This is a genomic window from Serratia sp. Ag1, from assembly GCF_000743355.1.
Classification (GTDB): domain Bacteria; phylum Pseudomonadota; class Gammaproteobacteria; order Enterobacterales; family Enterobacteriaceae; genus Chania.
The window spans coordinates 1-26430 of sequence record NZ_JQEI01000042.1; the positions used below are offsets into that span (position 1 = coordinate 1).

Annotated in this window: 18 protein-coding genes and 1 pseudogene; 4 read left to right on the forward strand and 15 right to left on the reverse strand. The window is 52.5% G+C overall.

Annotation, left to right across the window (positions count from 1 at the left end; all coding sequences use genetic code 11):
• The 5 genes from IV04_RS21190 to IV04_RS21215 form a co-directional block, all read right to left on the reverse strand.
• Nucleotides 1-1632, reverse strand: a 1632-nt coding sequence (locus IV04_RS21190) for a colicin-like bacteriocin tRNase domain-containing protein (RefSeq protein ID WP_152562931.1), incomplete at its 3' end; no start/stop codon positions are given.
• A 71-nt stretch (nt 1633-1703) separates the two neighbouring features.
• Nucleotides 1704-2909: a tail fiber domain-containing protein gene (locus IV04_RS21200; RefSeq protein ID WP_369794957.1), complete on the reverse strand. Its 1206-nt coding sequence runs from the start codon at nt 2907-2909 to the stop codon at nt 1704-1706.
• A 782-nt stretch (nt 2910-3691) separates the two neighbouring features.
• Nucleotides 3692-5122: a 6-phospho-beta-glucosidase gene (locus IV04_RS21205; protein ID WP_037396510.1), complete on the reverse strand. Its 1431-nt coding sequence runs from the start codon at nt 5120-5122 to the stop codon at nt 3692-3694.
• Between the two features lie 17 nt (nt 5123-5139).
• Complete coding sequence (gene ascF, locus IV04_RS21210) at nt 5140-6585, reverse strand: PTS cellobiose/arbutin/salicin transporter subunit IIBC (protein ID WP_037396507.1); 1446 nt, start codon at nt 6583-6585, stop codon at nt 5140-5142.
• Between the two features lie 178 nt (nt 6586-6763).
• Nucleotides 6764-8545: a sigma-54-dependent Fis family transcriptional regulator gene (locus IV04_RS21215; protein ID WP_037396504.1), complete on the reverse strand. Its 1782-nt coding sequence runs from the start codon at nt 8543-8545 to the stop codon at nt 6764-6766.
• A gap of 274 nt (nt 8546-8819) precedes the next feature.
• Between IV04_RS21215 and IV04_RS21220 the strand changes: the two genes are divergently transcribed.
• From IV04_RS21220 to IV04_RS21230, 3 genes are all read left to right on the forward strand, one after another.
• A complete protein-coding gene (locus tag IV04_RS21220) occupies nt 8820-10346 on the forward strand; it encodes an aldehyde dehydrogenase family protein (RefSeq protein WP_037396501.1) in 1527 nt (508 codons plus the stop codon).
• A gap of 225 nt (nt 10347-10571) precedes the next feature.
• Entirely contained in the window at nt 10572-11597 is a 1026-nt protein-coding gene (adhP, locus tag IV04_RS21225; RefSeq protein ID WP_037396498.1) for an alcohol dehydrogenase AdhP, read from the forward strand.
• A 107-nt stretch (nt 11598-11704) separates the two neighbouring features.
• Entirely contained in the window at nt 11705-12748 is a 1044-nt protein-coding gene (locus IV04_RS21230) for a LacI family DNA-binding transcriptional regulator (protein WP_037396495.1), read from the forward strand.
• Nucleotides 12749-12779: 31 nt separating this feature from the next.
• Here the strand turns inward: IV04_RS21230 and IV04_RS26895 are convergent.
• From IV04_RS26895 to IV04_RS21275, 10 genes and pseudogenes are all read right to left on the reverse strand, one after another.
• Nucleotides 12780-12890, reverse strand: a pseudogene (locus IV04_RS26895) (DUF6500 family protein); the annotation flags it as partial.
• Nucleotides 12891-12939: 49 nt separating this feature from the next.
• On the reverse strand, nt 12940-13863 hold the full coding sequence (locus IV04_RS21235; RefSeq protein WP_051916927.1) for a LysR substrate-binding domain-containing protein: 924 nt from the start codon (nt 13861-13863) through the stop codon (nt 12940-12942).
• A gap of 198 nt (nt 13864-14061) precedes the next feature.
• Complete coding sequence (locus IV04_RS21240; RefSeq protein ID WP_231566252.1) at nt 14062-14661, reverse strand: LuxR C-terminal-related transcriptional regulator; 600 nt, start codon at nt 14659-14661, stop codon at nt 14062-14064.
• Between the two features lie 536 nt (nt 14662-15197).
• The gene (locus tag IV04_RS21245; RefSeq protein WP_231566250.1) at nt 15198-16160 is read right to left on the reverse strand and encodes a LysR substrate-binding domain-containing protein; all 963 of its coding nucleotides are present in this window, start codon (nt 16158-16160) and stop codon (nt 15198-15200) included.
• Nucleotides 16161-16329: 169 nt separating this feature from the next.
• Nucleotides 16330-17289 carry a GTPase gene (gene yjiA, locus IV04_RS21250; RefSeq protein ID WP_037396489.1) on the reverse strand — a complete coding sequence of 320 codons (960 nt, stop codon included), beginning with the start codon at nt 17287-17289 and terminating at the stop codon, nt 16330-16332.
• A gap of 23 nt (nt 17290-17312) precedes the next feature.
• Complete coding sequence (locus IV04_RS21255) at nt 17313-17516, reverse strand: YbdD/YjiX family protein (protein WP_021179159.1); 204 nt, start codon at nt 17514-17516, stop codon at nt 17313-17315.
• A gap of 60 nt (nt 17517-17576) precedes the next feature.
• Entirely contained in the window at nt 17577-19730 is a 2154-nt protein-coding gene (locus IV04_RS21260) for a carbon starvation CstA family protein (RefSeq protein WP_037396487.1), read from the reverse strand.
• Nucleotides 19731-20221: 491 nt separating this feature from the next.
• On the reverse strand, nt 20222-23242 hold the full coding sequence (locus IV04_RS25505) for an autotransporter outer membrane beta-barrel domain-containing protein (RefSeq protein ID WP_051916928.1): 3021 nt from the start codon (nt 23240-23242) through the stop codon (nt 20222-20224).
• Between the two features lie 160 nt (nt 23243-23402).
• Complete coding sequence (locus tag IV04_RS21270; RefSeq protein ID WP_037396485.1) at nt 23403-24467, reverse strand: YncE family protein; 1065 nt, start codon at nt 24465-24467, stop codon at nt 23403-23405.
• Nucleotides 24468-24666: 199 nt separating this feature from the next.
• A complete protein-coding gene (locus IV04_RS21275) occupies nt 24667-25554 on the reverse strand; it encodes a LysR family transcriptional regulator (protein WP_037396483.1) in 888 nt (295 codons plus the stop codon).
• 168 nt (nt 25555-25722) lie between these two features.
• On the opposite strand from IV04_RS21275, the gene IV04_RS21280 reads away from it, so the two are divergent.
• Entirely contained in the window at nt 25723-26421 is a 699-nt protein-coding gene (locus IV04_RS21280) for a CoA transferase subunit A (protein ID WP_037396480.1), read from the forward strand.
• The last annotated feature ends 9 nt before the right edge of the window (nt 26422-26430 follow it).

Genomic DNA, 26430 nt, shown 5'->3' on the forward strand with positions numbered 1-26430 from the left:
ATTTTGTGATCCACTACAGCTTTCCCCGGCTTCGCCTGGCCAGAATCCTACCACAAGAGCCCCGATAGTGGTCGCAGCAGTCCCTGCTGTTACCGTCGGTGCAGCCTCAGCCAATGCTACTGCTCCACGCGATATAGCACCAGATATAGAGCCCGACAGTGTGCGACCTGCCGTTAGAATACCTTCAGCGAAAGTAGATAACTGAGTCATCCCCGGGGCACGATTCATTACCAGTGCACCCGCAGCGGTTAAAGAAGCCTGAGCCAACTTAACCATTTCTGACGTATATACTGGCGTGGGGTTTACGCCCGCTTTGGCCATCAGTGCCGCCAGTTTCGCTCGAGCTTCAGCCTCTGCTTTTGCCCTGGCCTCTGCCGCCGCTTTAGCCTCCGCCTCGGCCTTTGCTGTAGCCTCAATCTTTTGTGCCAATTCCGCGGTGGCACTTTTGAGTTGCTCGCTCAGCGTACTAATCTCCCGCCACAATCCGTCAATCTGCATACGCCCTTCAGAAGCAGCTTTCTCAAAAGCAGCGGCGCGAGCATTAGCATCCATGCGCTCCTGGTTGTGATGACTCCCCAGAAGGCCAGCCACAGCTCGAGCCGAGCGAGCTTGTGCATCTAGACGCTCCACTCTGGCCTGCGTGACAGCTAATAGTTGCTGCCTCTCAGCAAGGCGGGCCTCTGATGCTACCTTACGGCGCTCATATTGAGTGACCTCCGCCACCCCACCTGCCCAATTCCAGGTTACGATTTGTTCAGCCTGCTCTCGTATGGCCCGACGTTGGTTAAGCTCCTCCTGAGCCAGGCTTTCTTCCCGTTGGCGCAATTCAACCTCACTCAAAAGACGGGTCACAGAAATATAGACTGGATCCATGTTCAGCTCTTTTGGAAAGGTCACGATCGCATCACGAGTATTGCCCCCTTGCATTCTGTCAGACAAAGGCTTGGCAGACTGATCGGTAACTTTAGCAAAAGTCTTACTGTCTAGCTCTGGATTGGGCTGAACGGCTGACGGCTGTGCGACATCTAGTCGTAGCGGTGTACTCAGCCCTGGTACGGAAACATCAAACTGGCGAGGTTTACCCGTTGGTTTGGCTTGTACCACTGGAGCCTTGGTCGGGGTACCTTTATCCCTCACAACTGCCAATACCTGCTTGCCATTATCGATGACATCACTCACATGTCCCTTGACCGAAGCCTCTGGCTGAGAGAACAGGGTATTTAGGTCAACAGTAACGATATCCTTGGCGGAGATCACCTGAGCAATTTGTTGCTGCTTTACACCAGCGCCAATGACACTCATATCATCAGGAGCAATGGATGAAGGCCAAACCGCCGCAAGCGGGGCAAATGCCCTGCTCAATATGCTGCTGGCTACCGCAGCCAATGGTGTCGACGCCAGTTCACTCAGTGCTGCTGCACCTATGCCAAAAGCGAGAAAACCTTCGGTAAGTGAAAAGGTACCTGGAACCCCACTGGAAACCATCGTCGGAGCAGTCGAGTTGGAGCCACTGCCTTGACTACTGCCACCACCACTACTCGGCATTCCACCACCTGGTGCTGGAGTCTCCCCCCTTTCTTTACTCCAGGATGTGCCGTCCCCTGGTCCTCCACCATAATCAAATCCACCCATATTTATCTCCTTGCTTTTCTGTTAGTTGGGTAGTAAACGTACTGTTTCAATACAAAGAATCCTCTGAATTATCAGCTCTGGTTGCTGATGATTAATTCTTCCAGCATTGCCAATCGGGACTCCAACTGACGTCTCGCCTCACCTTCTTCTTTTAATGCTTCAATCAGAAGTGCCACAACACCATTAATATTGATCCCGCGGGCGTCTTTCAGTGTGTTACCGTCATTAAGCCTCAATTCTGTTGTAGTCACTGACTGTGGTAATACGTTCTCCACTTCCTGAGCAATTACCCCAGCCTCTGGAACCCCCTGCTTCAGATAGGTATACCCACTGATTTTTTGCAGCTTCTCCAGGGCTTCATCAATTTTCACGATTTCCGTTTTCATACGGGCATCAGAGCTACTATTCCAGCCGCCGTTGGCGAAGGCATAACCTGTGTGCAGGAACTCATACCAGGCATGCTGACCATTATTATTGGCAACATGGATCCCCATCAGGTTATGTTTACCAATGCGTTCATAATGGTAGAGTTCTGAATTCAGGCCATTTTCCCCTTGAATACGAACCCCCTGCGTATAGCGATCCGCATTGTTATTAACAGATAGGGTTCCGGTAGCCAAAATCCATCCGTTGGCATTACGCTTGACGAACTGGCCAGCCGACACTTCACTGTTTGCTCTAACATGAATTTCGTTCCTGTTTCCTAGCCGATCGAGATAGGAAAGTATGCCAAAGTCATCTTTTCCAGGAACGGTACGTGAAGTCATCAACATTGAAGTTGTCACGTTGCCGCTGGTGAAATCGGTATGTATGCCGGGTGCCTCATAGATTTGCCCATTGATTAGAGCGGCAGGACCGGCTGTCACCGCAGCAATGCCAGCGTTACTTGACACCACAGCACCACCAGATACCTCAACACCGTTACGAAGAGACACTTTGCCGGTGGCAAGATTGAAGGAGAAAGGACGCAGGGTGTTCCACTGCCCGTCCTGTGCTTGGCCACTTGGCGTGGTCAGGGCATAAAAATCCTGCCCATCGTTACGCAGGATCACGCCGGTATTTCCGTATGCCAGACGAAAACCGTTTGGTGTTTTGGATACTATTTCCCCATCGCTGATAACACGCTTACGCAGCGTAGACAAAGATTTCAGTTCAGTAATATCGTCATTCACACCGTTCAGTACCTGAGCGTTTTTCATTTCTACAGCCATTGTTATTTTCCTTTTTGTACAGCCTGTTTTATGACGGTGAGCAGCATCATGCGACCTCCCTGTTATCAGGGGTAAAGTTCACGCGACTACTGCGAACCAGTAAAATATACAGAAAAAATACTGTATATATAAACAGTGCTTTATTCTTGTGAACGGGAGGTGTCAATGGTCATTTTTTGTGTGTAGCTGATACAACGATTGGAAAGAATTAGCGAAGTGGTCAGTGACGGGGAGTTTTTGTTGGCAAATAATGTAGGTTGAAAACCGCCATTGATTGCAGGTCGGGCGGCTTCCGATGTCAGGTCGCTACACGTAATGCTTGTCAATTAAGACTAACCAGTTCCCTATCACTTGGGCTGTCCAGCCAGGTGTAATGGTAATTGCAGTAAACAGAATGCATCCCATGAAATCACGGTGAACGTCCCCCGAATCTGTAACCACCGGGCAACCTTTACAGGGGTATTGATAACAATAGATTAGACATTATTGTCGGTGAGATGAGCACGGGGGTTGAGGCCATTGAAGGCGCCGAACGGAGACACCGCGCATAGGCGAACGCGCCACGGACGGCGCGTTCAGGCGAGACAGTCAGGGACGACTGTCGTAGCCGGCCTTAATGCGCGGTGGCGGAGTGAGGGTAGTGGGCGAAGCCCACCGCCTGATATGGCAAGGGCCGGGGTGTTGGGGGCTGGCTCTTGAGCCCCCAACTCGGTCGTATTCACCCGCGTTACTGAATAAACACAAAAGGTATGGCGACCGAAATAAACACACATCCCACAACAAACCTCAAGATGTGAATAAAAGACAGCCAATGGGGTTAGAGGCTCTCCCTGCGGGGGCTACATTAATTAACTCAGGTCCGAACCATTACTGGCAATCACCTTCTTATACCAATAAAACGATTTTTTCCGGGTTCGGGCTAACGAGCCATTGCCTTGGTCGTCGCGATCGACATAGACAAAACCATAGCGTTTGCTCATTTCCCCGGTAGAGGCAGAGACCAGATCAATACAGCCCCAAGAGGTATAACCTATCACCGGAATACCGTCTTCGATCGCCTCCGCCATCGCTTTAATATGCTCGCGCAAATAGCTGATGCGGTAGTCGTCGTCGATTTCACCTTGCGGATTGATTTCGTCTTTCGCCCCCAGGCCGTTTTCCACCAGGAACAGCGGTTTCTGGTAACGGTCATACATCATGTTCATGGTGATGCGCAGGCCCAGAGGATCGATCCCCCACCCCCAATCGCTGGCCTGGATATGCGGGTTTTTCAGTGATTTGACCACGTTGGCAGCGCTGCTGTTGTGCTCATTCATCTCTGCCGATGCACAGCGTGAGGCGTAGTAGCTGAACGAAACAAAATCGACGCTGTTTTTCAGGATCTCCGCATCGCCCGGTTCCATTGCCACCGTGATGCCCTTTTCCCTGAACAGGCGTTGGGCATATGAGGGGTAAGCCCCGCGCGCCTGAACGTCGATAAAGAACAGGTTTTCGCGGTCTTTTTCCAGCGCCGCCCACACGTCTTCAGGCTTGCACGACCACGGGTAGAAATTGCCCCCGGCCAGCATGCAGCCAACCTGATTGTGCGGGTTAACCTCATGGGCAATCTTGGTTGCCAGTGCGCTCGCCAACAGTTCATGATGAGCAGCCTGATATTTCACCTGCTCCTGATTATCGCCCGGTTCAAACACCAAACCCGCGCCAGAGAACGGGCTGTGCAACAGGATGTTGATTTCATTAAACGTCAGCCAGTATTTCACCAGCCCGTCGAACGCTGCAAAGCAGGTGCGGGCGTAATGGGTAAAAAAAACCACCATTTGCCGGTTGCGCCACGAACCGTATTCACGCACCAAATGCATCGGCACATCGAAATGGCACAGCGTCACCAATGGTTCAATGCCGTGCTTTTTGCATTCGGTAAACATGTCGCGGTAAAAAGCGATGCCCTCGTCATTCGGCACGGTTTCATCACCGTTGGGGAAAATACGGCTCCAGGCGATCGAGGTGCGAAACACGCTGAAGCCCATCTCCGCCATTAAGGCGATATCGTCTTTATAACGATGATAAAAATCGATGCCCTGATGGCTCGGGTAGAACTCGTCTTCACGCAGGGCAAAGCGTTTTTGCTGGCCCAGTTTGACTGCCAGCCGATCTTTACCGTGAGGGATCATATCCACCGTGGTCAGCCCTTTGCCGCCTGCAAGATAAGCGCCTTCGGCCTGGTTGGCAGCAAGAGCACCACCCCATAAAAAATCTGCGGGGAAAACAGATGCCGACATAAGATACCTCTTGTTAATTAATGAGTGACAGGCAGCGCAGGCGCAACCTTGGCTTTTTCGCTTGCCGCCTCTTCCGCGACCGGAATATCTTCAAACCCCATCAGCAGAGTAAGCACGAAGGAAAGCACCACCGCCAGGATCATCACGCCAAACACCCAGACGATGGTCATCGGGTTGGTCGGATCAAAAAACTGCACGCTGGTAAACAGGCCCGGTGACGCCATCGAGTGACTTGCCAACCCGGCGACGCCAGCAACACCGCCGCAGACAAACCCGCTGATCAACGCCGCGATCAGCGGGCGTTTCAGGCGGATTGCCACACCGTAAAGTGCGGGTTCTGAAATACCGGCGACAATCGCCGATGCCGCTGCGGCCAGCGCCGTTTGGCGCAGTTCCGGGTTTTTGGTGCGCCAGGCCACCGCCAGCGATGAACCGCCCAACGACAGGTTGGCACCAATTTCTGACGGCATCACCATGCCCTCTTTACCGGTTTCTGCAATGGTCTGAATGATGGTTGGGGTAAACACCCGGTGCATCCCGGTCATCACCAACAGCGGCCACAGCCCGCCCATAATGGCGACGGATAACCAACCCAGATAGCTATGAATGGTGTAAACCAGTGCCGAAATCCCGCTACCAATCCAGATACCCAACGGCCCCACCAGCAGGATGGCGATCGGTGCCGACACCAGCACAATCAGCATCGGTTTGAGGAAGTTTTTGGTCACGGCTGGTGTGATACGATCGATCCATTTTTCAATGTAAGAGAGCAGCCAGGTCATAAACAGCGCGGGGATTACCGTGTAGGTATATTTCACCGCCGTCACCGGCAGGCCGATAAACTCAACCTGCTGGCCCTGCGCCGCTTTGGCCATCAGATCAATAAAAGTGGGATGCACCAGTACCCCGGCAATGGCGATCGCCAGCGACATATTGGTTTTGAATTTGATGGCGGCAGAAGCAGCCACCATCACCGGCAGGAAGAAGAAGGCCCCGTCACCGATCACGTTGAGAATAATCAGCGTTGAGGAGTCTTTAGCAAATACGCCGGTCATATTCAGGATCATCGCGAGCAGTTTCACCATCGAGCCACCGATAATCGCCGGGATCAGCGGCGACATGGTGCCGATCAGCGCATCCAGGATCCCTGCCCCAATGCGTTTAAGAGTGATTTTGCTGTTTTCTGGCGCAGGACGCTGGGCCACCGCCCCTTCCGGCAACAGCTTCAGCACTTCGGCATAGGCTTGTGAAACCGTATTGCCAATGATCACCTGGCACTGGTTTTCACTCCTGACCACGCCCAACACACCGCTGATGGCCTTGAGCTTCACCGTATCAACCACGCTATCGTCGTTGAGCACAAAACGCAGGCGCGTCATGCAATGTGTCACCGCCGCGATGTTACTCACGCCCCCAACTGCATCCACTATCGATCCTGATACTGCCGCATAATTCTTTGACATGAGGATAACTCTCATAGATAGGTAACCGGTTCCACACAAGAGTGTTTATATTGAAGTTGAATATCAATTTATAAATTTATTTATTGTCTATTTTGTGAAGAGGATCGGTTTATAGGGCTGAGGGCAAGCGTACAGCGAAAGCCGTAGGGGTAGAGGGATGGCAGAAGGGGAAGTCAGCCTAGCGTTTTTCTCGCGCGGCACGGCGATAAAGCGTGCTGCGAGCAATGCCTAACGCCTGAGCCGCTTTACTGACGTTGCCGTTATAGCGTTCCAGCGTTGCTGCAATGACCCGCTCGTCATGCAGGTGCAGAGCCAGCGGAGGCGTAACCTGTTTGGGGCGGTATTTTTCCGGCAACGCTTCGCAGGCCAATATCTCGCCGTCATCTGCCAGGGCAAACAACACCTTGAGCAAGCTTCGCAGTTCCCGCACATTACCCGGCCAGCAGTAATGACTCAGCACCTCTAACAAAGCCGGTGCGAGCTGGATACCGCGATCGATCCCGCCCAGTTCCCGCCACAGTTGCCCAATAAAAGCAGACAAGTCCGGCCATTCGCGCAGCGGCGGCAGCGTCAGGGCAAACTCTTGCAGCCGGTAGAGCAAGTCCTCACGGAATTCACCTTCGGCTACCCGTTGATTGAGATCCCGGTGCGTGGCGCTGATCACCGCAAAATTGACCGGCCAAGTGCAACTGGACCCCAGCGGCGCGACCTCTTTCTCTTGTAGCACCCGCAGCAGCCGGGTTTGCAGTGCTAATGGCATATCGCCAATTTCGTCCAGAAACAGCACTCCGCCATCGGCTTCGCGGATCTTGCCGATATAACCGTTCTTGTTGGCACCGGTAAATGCCCCCGGCTGATAGCCAAACAGCTCCGACTCAATCAGCGGTTCTGGAATAGCAGCACAGTTAATGGCGACAAACTTCCCGTCTCGCCACTGGCTTTGCTGATGCAGCGCCCGGCTGACGTACTCCTTGCCGCTGCCCGTTTCGCCGTGAATACACAGCGATATCCCCGCGTTCAACAACCGCACCAGTTTAGGCGTGTCGCGATGCAGAAACAGTGAAAGATCGGGCGCAACGGTTGGCGTAACGGCAATCTGCCTGCGGGCAGGTGCGCGCAGGTGGAAGAAATAGCGCTGTTGTTGATAAGTGAGGATCGACTGCGGCACGTTGTTCGCTTGCTGCTCGCCGTCGGGGAAAAGTTGCTGGAAGGTGAGCGAGCCCAAACGATCGGCGCTCAGTTGCAATTCGCGCATTGCCAAGCGGTTCGCCGCCATCAGCACGTTGTCAGAGAACACCAGCAGCATCTCCGTCACGCTATCAATCCCCTGCACCTGCGCATGCAGGCTCATTAACCACTGTTCCGGGTGCAGGCTCTGTTTTACCCATAGATATTCAATCTGCTGCGCGGCTTGTTTCACCCAGGCCAGCGTATGCGGATGGGCATAATGTGCCGGCCCAGAAATATCCAGCACACCGGCAATCTGCCCGCTGGGTGACTGCAACGTCATGGCCGCGCAGTACAACCCCTGATTGCTGGTGAGATAGTGCTGATGCGCCAGAATTTCGCAACCGTCATCAATGGCCAACGCCGTACCGATGGCGTTAGTGCCACGGCCACATTCGCTCCATAAATTGCCGGGTGCCAAGGCAAAGCGTTGGGCTTTTTGCAGCGCCCGCATGTCACCAAAGGTATTCAGTATCAGGCCGCTGGCGTCGGAGAGCACCACAACGGATTGTTTATCGGCCACTTTTTCCGCCAGAGCTTTAACCGTTGGGTGGGCAAACTGCTGCAACTTGGCGTTATTTGCCAGCACCTCGGCCAGCTCCGATTGATGGATACGCGGAAAGTCATCAGCCATGCGGTTTAAACCGTACCGCTCGCTGCGCAACCAGGAATCGCTGAGTAACAGCGTGTTGCCGGTGATGGAGTTATTGGTGGCTGACGCATTTCCGCGCATTAGTAACCTCATCTTCGCCCGAGAGTGTTGCAACATTGTAGCAATTTGGTTTTTCCGGTGTTGCGATTTGCAACACAAATGGCAGATTCTTCTTTAGGGCGACACGGACCTTATCAGCCAAGAAAAAATAACCTGCTGATTTAACTATAAATTAAAGATTAAATTACCCTTATAAAAAGAATGGCACGGCGGCTGCAAGAGTCATGACGTAACCGCAATCACCCAGTAGCGGTTGCCACACTCTGACAACAACACCCTACACAAGGAGTTTGCGATGCGTTATGCACATCCCGGCACGCCGGACGCACTGGTCTCTCTCAAAGCCGCTTACGGCAACTACATTGGCGGCAAATTCGTAGAACCACTCGGCGGCCAATACTTTATGAACACATCGCCCGTGAACGGCAGCGACATTGGGTTGTTCCCGCGTTCCGATGCGCAGGATATTAACGCCGCGTTGGACGCAGCCCACCAAGCCGCAGAAGCCTGGGGCAAAACCAGCGTGCAGCACCGCTCCACGCTGTTGCTGAAAGTGGCCGATCGCATTGAAGCCAATCTGGAATATCTTGCGGTTGCAGAAACCTGGGATAACGGGAAACCGATTCGTGAAACCCTGAACGCCGATCTGCCGTTGGCGATCGATCACTTTCGCTACTTTGCCGGTTGCCTGCGCGCGCAGGAAGGCAGTACGGCAGAAATTGATGAGCACACCGTTGCCTATCACTTTCATGAGCCGTTGGGCGTGGTGGGCCAGATAATCCCCTGGAACTTCCCCCTGTTAATGGCAGCCTGGAAGTTGGCACCGGCCCTTGCAGCGGGCAACTGCGTGGTGTTGAAACCGGCTGAGCAAACGCCGCTGGCCATCACACTGCTAGTGGAGCTGATCGGCGATCTGTTCCCTGCTGGCGTTCTCAATGTGGTGCAGGGTTATGGCCGCGAAGCGGGTGAAGCACTGGCGACCAGCAAGCGGATCGCCAAGATCGCCTTCACCGGCTCAACACCGGTTGGCCGCCACATCATGGCCTGTGCGGCGGAGAATATTATCCCCTGTACGGTCGAATTGGGGGGCAAATCACCGAACATCTATTTTGCCGACGTGATGGACGCCGAACCGGAGTTTATCGACAAAGCGGTGGAAGGGTTGGTGCTTGGCTTCTTTAACCAGGGTGAAGTTTGTACCTGCCCTTCACGTGCGCTGATTCATGAGTCTATCTATGCGCCGTTCATGGAACGCGTGATGGCGAAAGTCAAAAACATCCGCCGTGGCGATCCGCTGGATACCGACACCATGATTGGTGCGCAGGCTTCTCAGCAGCAGTTTGACAAAATCCTCTCCTACATCGACATCGCCCGCAATGAAGGGGGGCAAATCCTGATCGGCGGCGAAAGAGCAAGCATCACTCCTGCCTTGGATAAGGGGTTCTATATTCAGCCCACGCTGATCAAAGGCGAAAACCAGATGCGCTGTTTCCAAGAAGAGATTTTTGGCCCGGTCATTGGCGTCACGACGTTCAAAGATGAAGCCGAAGCCTTGGCCATCGCGAATGAAACCCAATTCGGTCTGGGCGCGGGCGTCTGGACACGCGATACCAATCTGGCTTACCGCATGGGGCGCAACATTAAGGCTGGCCGCGTCTGGACTAACTGTTATCACGTCTACCCTGCTCATGCTGCGTTTGGCGGCTATAAGCAATCCGGCGTCGGGCGCGAAACACACAAAATGGCGTTAAACCAATACCAACAAACTAAAAACCTGCTGGTTAGCTATGGCACAGCACCTTTAGGCCTATACCCAAAATAATTCGAGTTGCTTGTAGGCGGCAACTGAACGAGGTCCCAGGAGCTTACTCAAGTAAGTGACTGGGGTGAGTGAAGGCAGCCAACACCCAAGCAACTTGAAGTATGACGGGTATATTTTGAAACATTTGTGCTGACACTTAAAGGGAAAGGCCCACGGATGGGCCACGTCACCACACCAACGCGCCTACACCCGAAGTATGACGGGTATACTTTTAAGGATTGAAAGATGAATACGATGAAAGCCGCAGTAGTGAAAGCCTTCGGAGAGCCCTTGGTGATTGAACAGGTGCCGATCCCAAAAGCCGGGCCAGGTCAGTTGTTAGTGAAGATTGTCGCCACTGGCGTCTGCCATACCGACTTGCACGCCGCCGAGGGCGACTGGCCGGTCAAGCCGCAGCCACCGTTCATTCCTGGCCATGAAGGGGTGGGATATGTGGTGGCGGTGGGCGAAGGTGTAAAACACATCAAGGAAGGGGATCGGGTGGGTGTCCCTTGGCTGTACTCCGCCTGTGGCCACTGCGAACACTGCCTGGACAGTTGGGAAACCCTGTGCCACTCGCAGCAGAACGCCGGTTATTCCGTCAACGGCAGCTTCGCTGAATATTGCCTGGCAGACGCGAACTATGTCGGCATTTTGCCGGATAACGTTGAGTATCACGAGATCGCGCCAATTCTCTGCGCTGGCGTCACGGTCTATAAAGGCCTGAAAATGACCGATACCAAACCCGGCGACTGGGTGGTGGTTTCCGGTATTGGTGGGCTCGGCCATATGGCGATTCAGTATGCGGTTGCCATGGGGCTGAACGTGGCAGCGGTGGACATCGACGACAGCAAGTTGGCGTTTGCCAAGCGCTTGGGGGCCAGCGTGGTGGCGAACGCCAAGCATGTCGATCCGGCGAAGGTCTTCCACGAAAGCTTCGGTGGCGCACACGGAGTGTTGGTCACCGCCGTTTCGCCCAAAGCCTTCGAGCAGGCCATCGGGACCCTGCGCCGTGGTGGGACGATGGTGCTGAACGGGTTACCACCGGGCACTTTTGATCTGTCGATCTTTAATATGGTGCTGGACGGTATTACCGTGCGCGGTTCGATTGTCGGCACCCGTAAAGATCTGCAAGAAGCCCTCGATTTTGCCGGGCGCAATAAGGTGGCGGCGAATATCACCGTTGAGCCTTTAAGTAATATCAACGATATTTTCGCCCGGATGCACGCCGGTCAAATCGAAGGTCGCATCGTGGTCGACATGGCGCTGTAAAACATCACCCTCGTCTGGTTAATCATCAAGCAGGTATCGCCTTTGGCTGTACCTGCTTTCTTTTGGGTATAGAATACCGGGCATGATTAAAAAGCCAGGAAATACCTATGTCTACCATGCAGGAAGTGGCAAAAAAAGCAGGCGTCTCTAAAGCCACCGTATCACGTGTTCTTTCCGGTAAAGGATACGTCAGCGAAGCAACGAAAGATCAGGTATATAAAGCCATCGAAGAAGCGGGATATCGCCCGAATTTGCTGGCAAGAAATCTGGCCACCAATAAATCGCAATGCATTGGTCTGGTGGTAACCAATACGCTCTACAACGGCAGTTATTTTAGCGAACTGCTTTCCAAGGCAGCACAAAAGCTGGAAGAACATGGCCGTCAGCTCATTCTGGTGGATGGCAAACACAGTGCAGCAGAGGAGCAGGCGGCGATTCAATTCCTGCTTGATTTACGCTGCGACGCCATTATTATCTACCCGCGTTTTTTAAGCATTGATGTGATGGACGGCATCATCGATCACTATAAACAGCCGATTATGGTGGTAAACAGAAGGCTGAGAAAACACCAAAGCCACTGTATTTGCTGCGATCACAAAGGGGCCAGCTTTAAGGCAACTCAATACCTGATCGCACGGGGCCATCGCGATATTGCCTTTATAACCGGTTCGCTGGATTCACCGACCGCCCTTGAGCGGCTTTCCGGCTATAAAGAGGCGCTAACGCAGCAAGGTATTGCGCTACGGGATGACCTGATCATTAACGGAAAATGGACGCCGAACAGCGGTGCCAGCGCAATCGAAAGGTTGCTGAACGGTGGAATAACCTTCAGCGCCGTGCTCGCCAGCAATGATGAGATGGCAATTGGGGCCATCAAGCAATTAAATCAGGCGGGCATCGCTGTGCCCCAGAATGTCTCTGTGATCGGTTTTGATAATATCCCCACCGCCCCCTATCTGCTCCCGGCATTATCCAGCGTTAAAGATCCCGTCAGCGATATGATGAATGAAGTGATCGATCGGCTGATTTCCATGCTCGATGGCGGATATTTATCCAAGGATAATATTTTCACCTCAGATCTGCTGGTCAGGGATTCGGTGGCCGATGGGCCGTTTTGGGGTAATAGCCAAAATCATGCGGGTTGTTTTTAGGCGGCCGCTGAGCGCAGCCACAGGCGTTGGCTCAAATCTGTGGCTCTTCGATTGATTCGCCCAGCGCTTTTATTTTCACTGCCTTCTCAAAGTGATCCAGTTTCATGTCCTTGATCCACCAGGTAGCAGCTTCCATAAGCAGGAGCGACTAAAATGTGTCAACAATCATTTATATTAATGGATTAATATTATTATTGATAATCTTCATATTCATATCTTAATTTATTGATGAACTTCCTCGCGATCTGTGTCAAAGGGAAACGTTGAGAGTAAATAAAGCTATAGTCAATATCCGGCAATGGCTCTTTTATCGATATAGGGTGTAACTCTTTATTAAAATAGGGAACTTTAAGTATTTCTTTCGCCCCTACGGTAAGATAATTTTCATTTAATACCAGTTGTAATGCCATCAGCATGGTATTGGAGCGCACCACGGTAGTCGTTCTTTCTTGTGTATCACAGAAAAGCTTCGAGTTTAGCTTATCGTAGTAGCCAATTTTTGACGAAGGCAGGCACCAGTTAGCACACTCCAATTCCTTCAGCGAAGTGGATCTCGCCAGTGGGTGTTTTTTGTTTGTAAAGATATGCGCCGATGTCTTAAAAAATGGCTCTATGGTGATATCACTCAGCGTAAAATCTGTAGATATCGCATCGATAATAAAATCCAGCTCGCCTTCACGCAAGGCTGGCAGCAGTTCAGACATCTGCCCTTCGGTGATATGGATTCTCACGTTAGGGTAGCGTTGCTGAAACCGCTGTATAGAGGATGACAAGAACGTGAGAGGCAACAAAGAGGAGCATCCCAACGTTACAGCACCTTGAGAGGCCTCATTAATGATCTCGATCTCATTGACAGCCCGCTCCAATTCTTTAATGACGAGCTGAGCACGGCCCTCGAAAATACGCCCCATTTCCGTGAGGACAATACCACGACTACCGCGAATAAATAATGGGCTGCCTAATGTTTTCTCGAGTTCTTTGATCGCTCGTGTAACACCGGGTTGCGTTTGCTTGAGTTCTAGGGCTGCCGCACGAATACTGCCACACTCGATTATCTTTATGAAAATGCTAATCTGGTGAATTTTAGGTAAGCGTGTCATGAAAAATCGATCCATTTTTATATTCCATATGCAACATGGCAAATCTGATAATGATTTTTATAATCCTGATGTGTAGATATAAGTTAACAAGGTTGTTACTCATCTTTCTGGAGCGTTTCACTCCATAGTGATTAAAACAAGTTGCATAAAAACGTAATGGAATGTGCTGTTCTTGTTAAAGGTCTATATCATATGATTAGCTAATGATTTATTTCAAAATGGGACAAATAGCGGATGAAGAGTCCGTATACCCAATTTGCTCATCGCCGAGCGCTTGTAGTGGCTGATAGTTTTGTAATTAAGCGAAAGCTCTTTGGCAACCAGAGAAATACTTTTACCATGCAGCAATTTTTTTAAAATAGTTAATTCACGTGTAGATAAGGCACAGGTTAGGCTGGCTACCGGTTCATTTAACGTGCCCTCAGCTCTGCGCACTCGCGACAGTTCGCGGCGGATTTTATCTAGAGGTACATCGACTTGAAGAATAGTATAGGTATTCTCCAACCCCTTCAGATGGCGCTTCAGTGCCTCGATACATTTATTATCTGTAAAAATGATAATTTTACTGTCAGGGTGATGTGCAGGAATGTGGCGACTCAGCACATCCAGGATCTCGGCAGCGTTATAGTAAACGCTATTTAACGTCAGGATAATAACATCCAGACTGTCATTCATAATTAACATATCTTCAGCCTGTTCAAGGCTGCTGACGTTGGTCACGATGTTTATTCTGGTATCGGGATAATGGTCATATAACAAACCCATTACTCCAATTCGTGTAAATTCGCAGTGGCACTGTAGTAATATTTTCATACGCTCCACGTTTATTTATCCTTATATTTATTCACATTATGTTGCAAGCAGATACTTTCCACTTACAAAACGGCATTTATTAGTTAAATATCTAACCTGATTCAATGATATGTCTACCTTTAGAAGGGAATAAAGCTTACCCTTTATGATTAGGTTTATGATTTTTACATACTAAATAACCCGCTGGAGGAGGAAATCCCCCTCTAGTAAGGTGAATGCACTATAGGATTTATCTCGTGAAGCGGGAAGATGATATTTTGTTTAGTGTGATGCAAAAAAAGCATTTATTAAAAAAAATCATTACCAAACAGAATGATAAAAGCAATATCAATTAAATCCTGCCAGGAAAGCTAAGAAACCACTGAATATTACCTAAAAACGCTATTTTTACGCGTTACATCAATAAGAGTAATGGAAGGAGGTATTTATGTCAGCATTTAGTTTTTTATTGTCTATCTATACCTAAAATAATTCGTACAGTATACCCACTGGCTTTACCATTTTGCCCATCCGTGGGCCGCGCCGCAGTGTGTCCATCAGTCTATTTTCTGAATCACCTGTTTGCTGCATTCGAAGCGAATTTCGTTGATTAAATGTTTGGCCAACGGTGTCAAAGAGGCATCTTGGCGGTAGATCAGGCTGTATTTACCATGCGGGAATTTTTCTTTTACCGGAATAGTGCAAAATAGTTTGCTCATAAAGTCGATATCGAGCATTGCCAGTGGTGCGATAACCAGATAGTCCGCCTCCATGACCAACCGTTCACCGACGGCAAAGGAGTCCCCCTTGAATACCACCGTCTCGGGCCCTTTTCCTGCAGGAAACAACAGTGCTTCAAGATGGCTGTAGTACCCGGCATCCGCGACCGGGAGATACCACTTGGCATTACGCAACTCGACAAGCGACGTGCAATTGGCCAAAGGGTGGCCTTTTCTGGCAACCACGCCAAATGGACAGGTCATCAAGGGTTCTTCCACGAACTCCCCCAGTGAGATCTCTTCAGAGATGATGCCGATAAAAAAATCCAGCCTGCCCACTCGCAGCGAGGGCAGTAGTTCAGACAGTTGCCCTTCATACAAAGAGACTAAAGCTTTAGGGTAAGCCGTATTAATACGCTGCATTACGCTGGGAATGATCCTCAACGTTTTAAGATGCGAGCATCCAAATGACACGGTTCCATGCTGCGATTGGTTGATCTGTTGTATTTCGTCAACGGAACGCTCCAATTCATACAGCACCAGCTTCATGCGAGCTTCAAAGACCCTTCCGGCATCCGTCAGCACAATACCACGGGTTCCTCTGACCATTAATGTGGCCCCGAGCGTTGCTTCAAGCTCCTGAAGCGTTCGCGTTATGCCTGGCTGAGTCTGGTTTAATGCTTTTGCAGCGGCCCGTATGCTGCCGTGCAAAATAATCGCTTCAAAAGCTCTAAGGTGATTTATTTTAGGTAAATGTGGCATAAGGCACCCTCTGCAGGTTTGGGCGAAACCATGAAGCATCCGTGCGCCTCCCACGTCAGGGTGGGGAAGATGTAAAGATATTGAGAAGTATAGTCGGGAGTTGTTTAATCCGGTGTGAGTATTCGTTGCTTCAAGGGGTTGGATAATTCAAAAGGCCGTGACAAAGGCTGTTCAAAAATACGGGCGTTTTTGAACAGCAATTCGAATCTTATAGCGCTGCAAATGCTGCGCGAATTTCTTCTTCGGGCAAATCTATTCCAATAAACACCAGCGTACTTTGGCGCTCTTCACCCGGCAACCATTCGCGATCCCAATCCGCGTTATACAAACGCTGCACGCCCTGAAACAGCAGGCGGCGCGGTTCATCCTGAATCGATAAGATGCCTTTGTAACGTAAAAGATTATCAGCAAACTTCAGCAACAGTTCCTCCATCACGGCAGAAACCTGCATCAGTTCCAACGGTTGGTCGTGGTAAACCACAATCGACCGGATATTATTCTGCGGCTGCGGAATCCGCCGAAACAGCGGAGCGGGTGCGGTCAGGTTCAGCCGATCGTTAAGCACAAATCCTTCAATATTGAACAGAACGGCCAGATCAATATCACCCTGAATAACGTTATAGATCGGGGCACGAGCGTTCATCAGTTGCAAACGCTGGATCAGCGCTGCGTTATCCGTTGCCAGATCGGTTTTGGTCAGCAGAATACGGTCGGCGTAACCGACCTGCGCTTGCGAAATGGTGAATTGGTTGAGCTGTTGCTCGGCATGCACTGCGTCCACCAGCGTGATAATGCCATCCAGCAGAAAACGCTCGCAGATCACGTCGTGCGAGAAAAAAGTCTGGGTAATCGGGCCAGGATCGGCCATCCCGGTGCATTCGATGATCAGCCGGTCAAACTCCAGTTGGCCTTGATCAAGCGCATCCAACAAATCCAACAACGCATCCGCCAGTTCATTAGACTTGCTGCAACAGATGCAGCCGTTGCTGAGGGTGGTGATGCGGCTGGCACGATCGCCGATCAGTGCGTTGTCGATCGGCACCTCACCGAATTCGTTTTCAATGACAGCGATTTTGTAACCGTGATCTGCATTCAGGATATGGCGCAACAGCGTGGTTTTACCTGCGCCCAAAAAACCGGTCAGGACGGTGACGGCAATGGGTTTCATCTCTTTTCCTTAATCTACCAACACTAACAGCAGCGCATGCCGCCTTTGCCATCCCCACCGTAACGGGCATCCTGGCGTTCACGGAAGAATTCTTTATAGGTCATCACCGGTTTGTCCGGATGATTGTCTTTCATATGCTGGACGTAAGTATCGTAGTCAGGTACGCCCACCAGCATGCGTGCTGCCTGCCCTAAATATTTACCGGCCTGGCCGAGGTTACCGAACATTGACTCTCTCCAAAGAAAAAATACCCTGCATCATTATGCAGGGTATCCATCAAATCACCATCAGTGGTGCGACGAAACTTTGACGCCCCCCTCAGGAACCGGCACGTATGGCGTCTCCTGATCGGTACGTTTCGGGTTTTTGTACGCCGCCATGGCCGTTTTGATGCCAAAGAAGATGATGCTGTATACCACCAGCAGGAACAGGATGCTCAAACCGGCGTTGGTGTAGTTGTTCACCACGATATGGTTCATGTTGGCAACCTGCTGAGCGGTCAGCTCTGCCCCACCTTCAGCGATTTTGCGCTTGTATTCGTTAGCCAGGAACAGGAAACCTTCCAGTTGCGGATTGTCGCTGAACAGCTTCAGACCGAGCGCATAGGTGGTGCAGATCAGCAGCCAAATGGCCGGAACGACGGTCACCCACACATACTTGGCGCGCTTCATCTTAATCAGCACGACGGTCGCCAGCACCAGCGCTACCGCCGCCAGCATCTGGTTGGAGATACCAAACAGCGGCCACAGGCTCTTCACGCCGCCGAGCGGATCAACCACGCCCTGATACAACAGGTACCCCCACAGGCCAACACAACCTGCAGTCCCCACCATACCCGCCACCAGCGAGTCGGTTTTCTTCAGGAACGGCACAAAGTTACCCAGCAAATCCTGCAGCATAAAACGGCCAGAGCGGGTGCCTGCATCCAGAGCGGTAAGGATGAACAGCGCTTCAAACAGGATGCCGAAGTGATACCAGAAGCCCATATTGGCACCAGGAATGATCTGGTGGAATACGTGCGCAATCCCTACTGCCAAGGTCGGTGCGCCACCAGCACGGTTCAGCACCGAAGGTTCGCCGATGTCTTGTGCAGTTTGCAGGATCTGCTCTGGGCTAATCACAAAGCCCCAGGAACTGACGGTGGCCGCCGCATGAGCGGTGACATCACGCAAAGAGGCCATGATCATTGGCGCATCTTCGGTCCCCAAGCGGTGCAGATCTGGCATGGTGATGCCGAGTGCAGCCGGTGGCGTGTTCATCGCAAAGTACAGGCCAGGTTCGATGATCGAAGCCGCGACCAGCGCCATAATCGCCACGAAGGATTCCATCAGCATCGCGCCGTAACCGATAAAGCGCGCATCGGTTTCGTTGGCCAGCAGTTTAGGGGTGGTGCCGGAAGCGATCAGCGCGTGGAAGCCAGAAACGGCACCACAGGCAATGGTAATAAACAGGAACGGGAACAGAGTGCCTTTCCAAACCGGGCCAGTGCCATCCACAAACTGCGTCACAGCGGGCATTTTCAGGTCTGGGTTGAGGATCACAATACCGATCGCCAGCCCGACGATCACGCCGATTTTCAGGAAGGTCGCCAGGTAATCACGCGGTGCCAGGATCAGCCACACTGGCAGCAGTGCAGAAATAAAGGCATAACCAATCAACGTGAAGGTAATGGTGGTGTCTTTAAAGGTCAACGCCGGGCCCCAGTACGGGTCATGGGCGATCACGCCACCAAACCAGATCGAGGCCACCAGCAGCACGATACCGATAACCGACACTTCCCCTACCCGGCCAGGGCGCAGGAAGCGCATGTAGATCCCCATAAACAGGGCGATCGGCACGGTGGAGCAGACGGTAAACACCCCCCACGGGCTTTCGGCCAGTGCTTTCACCACGATCAGCGCCAAGACCGCCAGGATGATGATCATAATCAGGAAGCAGCCAAACAGCGCAATGGTGCCGGGGATCGGGCCCATTTCCTTTTTGATGATCTCGCCCAAAGAAGCACCGTTACGGCGCGAGGAGATAAACAGCACCATAAAGTCCTGTACCGCCCCCGCCAACACTACGCCGCCCAGCAGCCATAGCGTGCCGGGCAGATAGCCGACCTGTGCCGCCAACACCGGGCCAACCAATGGGCCAGCACCGGCGATCGCCGCAAAGTGGTGGCCGAACAGCACGTTCTTGTTGGTTGGCACATAGTTCAGGCCATCATTATTCACCACTGCCGGAGTGGCACGGGTGGCATCCAACTGCATCACCTTGGTGGCGATGTAAAGGCTGTAATAACGATACGCCACCAGATAAACCGCCACCGAAGCGACGATGATCCACAGCGCACTGATGCTCTCGCCACGGCGCAGTGCTACCACGCCCAGGCAGGAAGCACCCAGTATTCCCAGTAACATCCACGGGATATGTTTTAAAATTCCCTCGCGTTTCATTGAGGTGTCCTTATTTCTATCTGCAAAAATGAGTGATGAATCCGGTTATTTGTTGTTGCAGGCAGACAGCCGCCTGTTGTCGGACCTAGATGTTGTTGCGTTTTCCCCCTGGTAGGGGCAGGTAGAGGAACAGCGCTATCATCCCCGCAGGCAGCGGTACATAACATCTGAATTTCAGTTAGCGGTTTAATACGCGGGCTGAGCGGTTGGAATCGGACGGTGAGTGGTGTAGGGGCAGAGCATGCCCTAGGGTGGGCCTGGCAGATTACTGCGTTCGTACCTCATCCCAGCTTAAAACGAAGCGAGCCAGGTACCAGGGGCGGGGTGTTGGGGGCTGGCTTTTGAGCCCCCAACTCGGTCGCGTTCACCGCGTTACTGAGTAAACACAAAAAGCGTAGCGACCGCAATAAACACACATTCCACAACAAACCTCAAAATGTGCACAAGACACAGCCTTTTCGGAGAGAGGACACGTCCTGTTGCTAATCTGATTAGAAGCGCCAGGTAAAGCCAGCCTCGACGCGGTTATCCTGATGGTTTTGTGATAGCAAGCCACCGTATCCCAGCGACAGCGTAGCATCCTTGCCAACGGCAACCTCTGCACTGGCCTTCAACACCGCGCCATCACGGGATACCGGTACACTGCGGATCACAAACGATGAACTGCTGTCGTTGAACATCAACCCGGTAGCACGATCCAACTCGCCATACTGATGTTGCCAACCCAGCTCACCGCGCAATATGACGGCTTGCAGCCGGGTGTCAGCACGTAACCCCAACGTTGAAACCGTCGTGTCGGTGTGCTGCTTATCTCCCCGCAGCGCGGTAGCAGCACCATGTTCAGCAATACCGCTATTCTGGAAATTAACGTAGGCCAGATTAACAAATGGCTCAAGGTTAACTGCTGCTGTCTTGATGCCGTAACCCGCCTCAGCGAACAACTGCTGAGTGCGGGCGCTATACTTGGCAGAAGTGCGGTCAGACTGAGCGACATAATTGATGGTGCGATCGGTATCAATGCGGTGCCAGGTGTAGGTACTGCCAGCACGTAGCGCCAGTTCACCAAACTGTTTATCGCCATACACGCCTAGATGGTAATTGTCGCTGTCGGCGCTAGAACCGTAAGTGCCATCAAGCGAAGTACGGGTATAACCTGTCGCCACACCGAGTTGCCCATCTCCGGTATAGGCAGAGTCAAGCCCCATCAAGACGCCGTAGGTTGATGCCTGATAGCCAGTGGCGTTAGCATTGCCGGATGCGTGATCCCAAGCTCCTAACCATTGCGCCCAAACACCGCCTGCGCTCGTTTTTATCTCCGGTGAACTGCCCACCCCTTCAGCCTGGCGCAACCGCCCATTGAGGGCTTCACGCAGATAACGGCTTTCATTTATCTGAGCCGAAGCGATATCGGCATGGATCTGCCCCGACAGTTGGTGAAACGCTTGCCGGGCTGCCCAAGGTGTGCTGCTGGTCAGAATGCTTTCGTAGACCGGGTTCCCTGCTCCCAACGTTTCAGCAGCGCGGGCAACCGCGCGTTCGTTCTGCGTTTGTGCGACATCGGCGAAGGCGGTAGCGCTGCGTCCTACGTTCAGCAGCACCTGATTGGTTTGATAGCTCAAGGTGCTGCCCAGGAACAGATAATCAGGCCGTACGCTATCAAACTGCCCACTGATGCCTTGCTGCGCGCTCAGGATGGTATATTGCTGGCCCAGCAGGCTGCGCACGTCACTCTTGCTGAGCAGATTGCCCTGGTTTTCCAGTGAAACATTCACTTCGCCACCGTGCAGTATCGCAACCCCACCGCTCTGGATCAGATCGCTGCTTCCATTGGTGGCGACTTCGACGGCATAGTGCGAGCCCGGCTGAAAGGTGACACCATTAGCCACCTGCAAGGTACCTATTGAATTACCCGGCGCGATAATCGCGCCAGACTGCGCGGTCAATGTCCCAACCGTACCAGAACCACCGAGCAAGGCGCCATGATCAACCGTGACGGCAGAATTGCCGTGATAGCCATTGACCAGCAGTGAACCACCGGCAACCTCGGTCGTACCGGAAAAACGGTTATTGCCAGTGAGTTCGAGAGTACCCGACCCGTTTTTCACAAAGTTACCGTTACCCGCGATGTCATTGTTCCAGGCATCATAGGCGCTGAAGCCCCCCAGGCTGGCGTCCATCGCGACGGTAATGTTGCCATTAAAAGCACCATAGCCGTCGGCGGCGGCATAAAGATTGAGGCGCGCCCATCCAGAGCCATTATCCAGTGCATGGCCTGATTCGATCTCCGTGGTGGCGAGCACCTCACGCCGCTGTTCTGCGGTCAGATAGGGGAAACGGCTGGCGAGCAAAACTTCGGCCCCTTCCGGCACGACCGGGGCGAGATCGGTGGGGCCGATTGAGGCGAGGCCGTAGGTCAGGCTATAAGTGTAATCAGCCTTGTTACGTGCCGCCTGCTGTAAGCGCTCCGCGTTGTCGGCGGCTGAACATGCCGCCAGCGTGGTGCCACACCCTTGCTCCAGCAGCGTGCGCAGATCCGTCTGTGCCGTGGCCATCAACCCTTGGAAATCGGTGGTGGTGGTCATCGGGGTTCCGAATAGGCTCGCAATATTCTGCCCTACATAGTCCGGGTTATTATTGAGGATCTGCGCCATGGCATAGGTGGTCATGATACGTGCACCGATAACGTCTAGCGCATAGTGAGCGCCTAGCGTGACACGGCTGTTACCGTATTCAGCACCGCGCAGGAGAAACTCCTGAAAACGTTCCGGCACCATTTCTGCAAACAGATAGGTGCTGGCGAAGCCAAAAGCCGTATGTCCGCTGGGGAAAGATGCATTTCCTTTAAGGGTTGGCAGGATTGATACTGCGCTGTCGGTTGGTACTCCAAAGAAATCAAGCGCGCTGAAGCTCTCGATCCTGTCCGGTGCAACCTGCACTGGCCGCGAGTCGCCTACGGTGTTACGGTTTTCCTCTGTAGGCTGGTAAGCCAAATCGTAAACGTTATACACCCCACCTGCTGGCAGGTTGATGCCGGTGGCCTGCAGCGCCGGGTTGCCGTTGATACTGCCATTAGCGAAATAGTTTTTGGCAAAGCTTGAATCTATCTGGATCAGTGCATTCACCTGTGAAAACAGGGCGGCGAAACTGGGAGAGAAGGTACTAGCCTTGTAGGTCGCGGCGTTGATGTTGTTATGAGCCGCAAAAATTTCATACATCTTCGGCCCCAGCGCATTTGCCACCAGCAGGCCGTTATCCATGGAGCCGATCAGGGCCGCTATCGTATTGTCCGCAATGGCCCTGGCCCGTTGGGCAGAGGAAGCGTTATTGTTGATGGCGATTGAGGTATTGAGGTTTTCACTCAGGGCAGTTTGCCCTTTTGCGCTGTTGTTCAGTTGGCTGAACCCAGAGATCAGCTCTGTCGCCTTGATGGTACGGCCATCCACTGAATAGGCCGTGTTGACAGAAAAAATCACTGCAATAGCGATTGCTGAAAGTGTTGCGCCTTTTAACATGTTTAATCTTCCCTAATATCCCCAAAATAATTCGAGTCGAAGTATGACGGGTATAAGCCAATGAATTATCAGGGCAAGTTATTAGCAGTTTTTAATGACAGTTTGATGAACGGGGATGGAGGCGAGGTGACAAGAAGGGGCGCTGCTGCGCCCCTGAAAATTACTTCAATGCAATACGGATCACATCGTCTGGTTCCGTAGCTTCTTTATCGCGGCTGGCGGCCTGCTTCACACTCACATATAAAGTCTGCCCATCCGGGGATAATGCCAGGCTGTTCGGATGAACTGGGGTTTTGTAGGTGGTCAGCAACTTATAGCTTTTAGCATCAATCACGCTTACCGTGCCTTCTTGGCGATGCGTGACATACACTTCATCACGCGCCGGATTAAACAAGACGGCCAGCGATTCCGGCAGGTCGATTTTCTGCAAGATATTGCCGTCGCGGGTATCGACCACCAGCACCTGCGGCTGTTTGGAGTCGGTGATAAACGCACGATCCGTAGCCGGATCCAGGCTGATATTCAGGAAGAAATGCTCTTTCGATTCATCCAGCTTTTTACGTGACAAAATCTTGTTGGTTTTGGTGTCGATGGTTACCAGTTCGCCTTCGGCATTGGTCACGTACAGGCGGTTTGCCGCCGCATCCAACGCCAAACCGGTACCCAATTTGCCGGTATCAGTAATTGTGGTGCGCAGGGTCAGCTCTTTGCCATCCACCACCCACACCACGCTGGATTCCCCCAGGCCGGTGATATACAGGGTGTCGGTAGTAGCATCGGCTACCAGCTCGCGCGGGGCCAGCGGTTTGACCGTATCAGAACGTTTGCGGGCATCCAGCAGCAAGCGGCCTTTCACTTCGCCGGTTTTGCTGTCGATAGCGGTGACCGAGTTACTCACGGTATTGCCAAAATAGAGCGTACCGGTTTGCTGATTGATGGCTGCGCCAAAAGGCTTCAGGTCGTTATGAATAACTTGTGTGATATCCAGCGTTTGTGGTTCAAGGCGATAAACGACGCCCCCTTTATCCAGTTTGCGGCTCTGTGAGGTGGCCAGATACAGCGCATTTTCGCTTTGGCTGTAGACCATCTCGTAAGCCCCTTTACCGGTCGGTTTACGCAGCAATTCTGTTGCCGTCTGCGCCCGCAACGTGGTGGTAAACATCAGGGTAGTCAGGAGTAACAAAGGATAAACCGCGCGGCGGCTAAGTGTCGTCACAACATTCATACAGGCTCCATTTCATCAAAGTACAGATCGCCGCAGGGCATCAGCTCCGGCGGCCAAATTCAGGCTCAGCATTGAATCAAAGATAAACATCCGATCGGTCACGGCGTTGCATGCCAATCTTTTTATTTGGTAATGATAATCATTATTAACAAAGAAGGGGAGCGTTTTTACTGTTGCAGACGGTGAAAGGCCGATTGGGTTAATATTCGCCTTGTTCGATGGTGTCTGCCAGCGCCTGTGCGGCGGTGGAAAGCTGGTGTTGCGCCAGCCGGATCAGCCCTACCCGTTTTTCGATCTGCGGCGCTGTCAACGGCACGCACTGTGCCCCCAATTCCCCCATCTGTTTCACACACAGGGCGGGCACTGCGCTGACGCCTAAACCACTGGCCACCATGCGGCCAACTGTGACCAGCTGATGGCTTTCAAATGCTACATCTAACTTTTTCCCACTGCGCAGTAACTCCTGCTCCAGCAATAACCGCACCGCCGAAGGGCGTTGCAACGCGATGAAATCCATCGCCAGCAGTTCGCGCCAGGTCACGTGGCTTTTGCTGGCTAATGCCGAGTCTTTAGGCACGATAGCGACGAAACGGTCGGTACACAGCGGGGTGAAATGCAAGGTATCGCTAGGCTCGGGTTCAAAGGCGATGCCCATCTCCACGCGTCCTTCGCGGATCATTTCGAAAACCTGCTCGTTAATCACGTCATGGACGGTCACGTTGATCCCGGTATAGCGATCGCTGAACGCTTTAAGCAAAGGCGGGAGCTGGTTGGCAGCGAAAGAAGGCATCGCGGCAATCGCCACCTTACCCCGTTGTAACGTAAAACGTTGCCGCAGCGTTTCTTCGGCGTTATCCCAGTCGGCCAGCAGTTGCCGGGCAATGGGGAACAGCGTCGCGCCCTCTGGGGTTAACGTCACGCGCCGGGTGGTGCGTAACAGCAGTGGCCCGCCGAGCGACTCTTCCAGCCCGCGAATCGCCAGGCTCAATGCTGGTTGCGAAAGGTTCAATTGCGCGCTCGCTTGGGCAAAGTTGAGAGTGTGAGCTACCGCTAAAAACGCGCGTAACTGCTTGACGCTCATTTTCATTTCCACCTCACCCAACCTGTTGTTAAATAATGGTTAACATTATATTAATAAAAATTCCAAATCAATGAAGCATAAAAACAAAATTAACAAATCATTGTTGCGAGCTGATGATGCCTGCACACGGAGAAAGCACACCGCTTTCGCCACACCATTTTCAGAGGCAAGAGTATGGCAGGGCTCGATAAACGCGTCGGTAGCTATCAGGAAGCACTGGATGGCCTGACGGATAACATGACGGTGCTGGCAGGGGGATTTGGCCTGTGCGGCATTGCAGAAAACCTGATTGGCGAAATCCGCCGCCGTGGGGTCAGCGGGCTGACGGTGGTCTCGAATAATTGCGGTGTTGATGGCTTCGGCCTTGGCCTGCTGCTGGAAAACCGGCAGATCCGCAAAATCATTGCCTCCTACGTCGGTGAGAATGCGCTGTTCGAGCAGTTGGCGATCAACGGTGAACTGGAGGTGGAACTGACTCCGCAAGGTACGCTGGCAGAGAAGGTACGCGCAGGCGGTGCAGGCATCCCGGCCTTCTTCACCGCCACCGGCTACGGCACCCCGATTGCCGAGGGCAAAGAGGTGCGCGAATTCAATCAGCGCCCTTACATTCTGGAACAGGCGATCACCGGCGATTTCGCCATCATCAAAGGCTGGAAGGCCGATCACTACGGCAACGTCATTTATCGCCATACGGCGCAGAACTTCAATCCGCTGATGGCGACCGCCGCACGCATCACGGTGGTAGAAGTAGAAGAGATCGTGGCCCCCGGCGAGCTGGATCCTGCCGCGATCCACACCCCCGGTATTTATGTCGATCGCCTGATCCAAGGCACTTTCGAAAAGCGCATCGAACAGCGCACCCTGCGCTCCTGAGGAGAATCA

What these genes read in the sequence shown, in the direction of transcription:
- IV04_RS21270 (WP_037396485.1), bottom strand. Translation starts at nt 24,467, where the DNA reads ATGAATGTTGTGACGACACTTAGCCGCCGCGCGGTTTATCCTTTGTTA.
- adhP (WP_037396498.1), top strand. Translation starts at nt 10,572, where the DNA reads ATGAATACGATGAAAGCCGCAGTAGTGAAAGCCTTCGGAGAGCCCTTG.
- IV04_RS21215 (WP_037396504.1), bottom strand. Translation starts at nt 8,545, where the DNA reads ATGCGCGGAAATGCGTCAGCCACCAATAACTCCATCACCGGCAACACG.
- IV04_RS21205 (WP_037396510.1), bottom strand. Translation starts at nt 5,122, where the DNA reads ATGTCGGCATCTGTTTTCCCCGCAGATTTTTTATGGGGTGGTGCTCTT.
- IV04_RS21220 (WP_037396501.1), top strand. Translation starts at nt 8,820, where the DNA reads ATGCGTTATGCACATCCCGGCACGCCGGACGCACTGGTCTCTCTCAAA.
- IV04_RS21230 (WP_037396495.1), top strand. Translation starts at nt 11,705, where the DNA reads ATGTCTACCATGCAGGAAGTGGCAAAAAAAGCAGGCGTCTCTAAAGCC.
- ascF (WP_037396507.1), bottom strand. Translation starts at nt 6,585, where the DNA reads ATGTCAAAGAATTATGCGGCAGTATCAGGATCGATAGTGGATGCAGTT.
- IV04_RS21255 (WP_021179159.1), bottom strand. Translation starts at nt 17,516, where the DNA reads ATGTTCGGTAACCTCGGCCAGGCCGGTAAATATTTAGGGCAGGCAGCA.
- IV04_RS21240 (WP_231566252.1), bottom strand. Translation starts at nt 14,661, where the DNA reads ATGAAAATATTACTACAGTGCCACTGCGAATTTACACGAATTGGAGTA.
- IV04_RS21275 (WP_037396483.1), bottom strand. Translation starts at nt 25,554, where the DNA reads ATGAAAATGAGCGTCAAGCAGTTACGCGCGTTTTTAGCGGTAGCTCAC.
- IV04_RS25505 (WP_051916928.1), bottom strand. Translation starts at nt 23,242, where the DNA reads ATGTTAAAAGGCGCAACACTTTCAGCAATCGCTATTGCAGTGATTTTT.
- IV04_RS21245 (WP_231566250.1), bottom strand. Translation starts at nt 16,160, where the DNA reads ATGCTTCATGGTTTCGCCCAAACCTGCAGAGGGTGCCTTATGCCACAT.
- yjiA (WP_037396489.1), bottom strand. Translation starts at nt 17,289, where the DNA reads ATGAAACCCATTGCCGTCACCGTCCTGACCGGTTTTTTGGGCGCAGGT.
- IV04_RS21260 (WP_037396487.1), bottom strand. Translation starts at nt 19,730, where the DNA reads ATGAAACGCGAGGGAATTTTAAAACATATCCCGTGGATGTTACTGGGA.
- IV04_RS21235 (WP_051916927.1), bottom strand. Translation starts at nt 13,863, where the DNA reads ATGGATCGATTTTTCATGACACGCTTACCTAAAATTCACCAGATTAGC.
- IV04_RS21280 (WP_037396480.1), top strand. Translation starts at nt 25,723, where the DNA reads ATGGCAGGGCTCGATAAACGCGTCGGTAGCTATCAGGAAGCACTGGAT.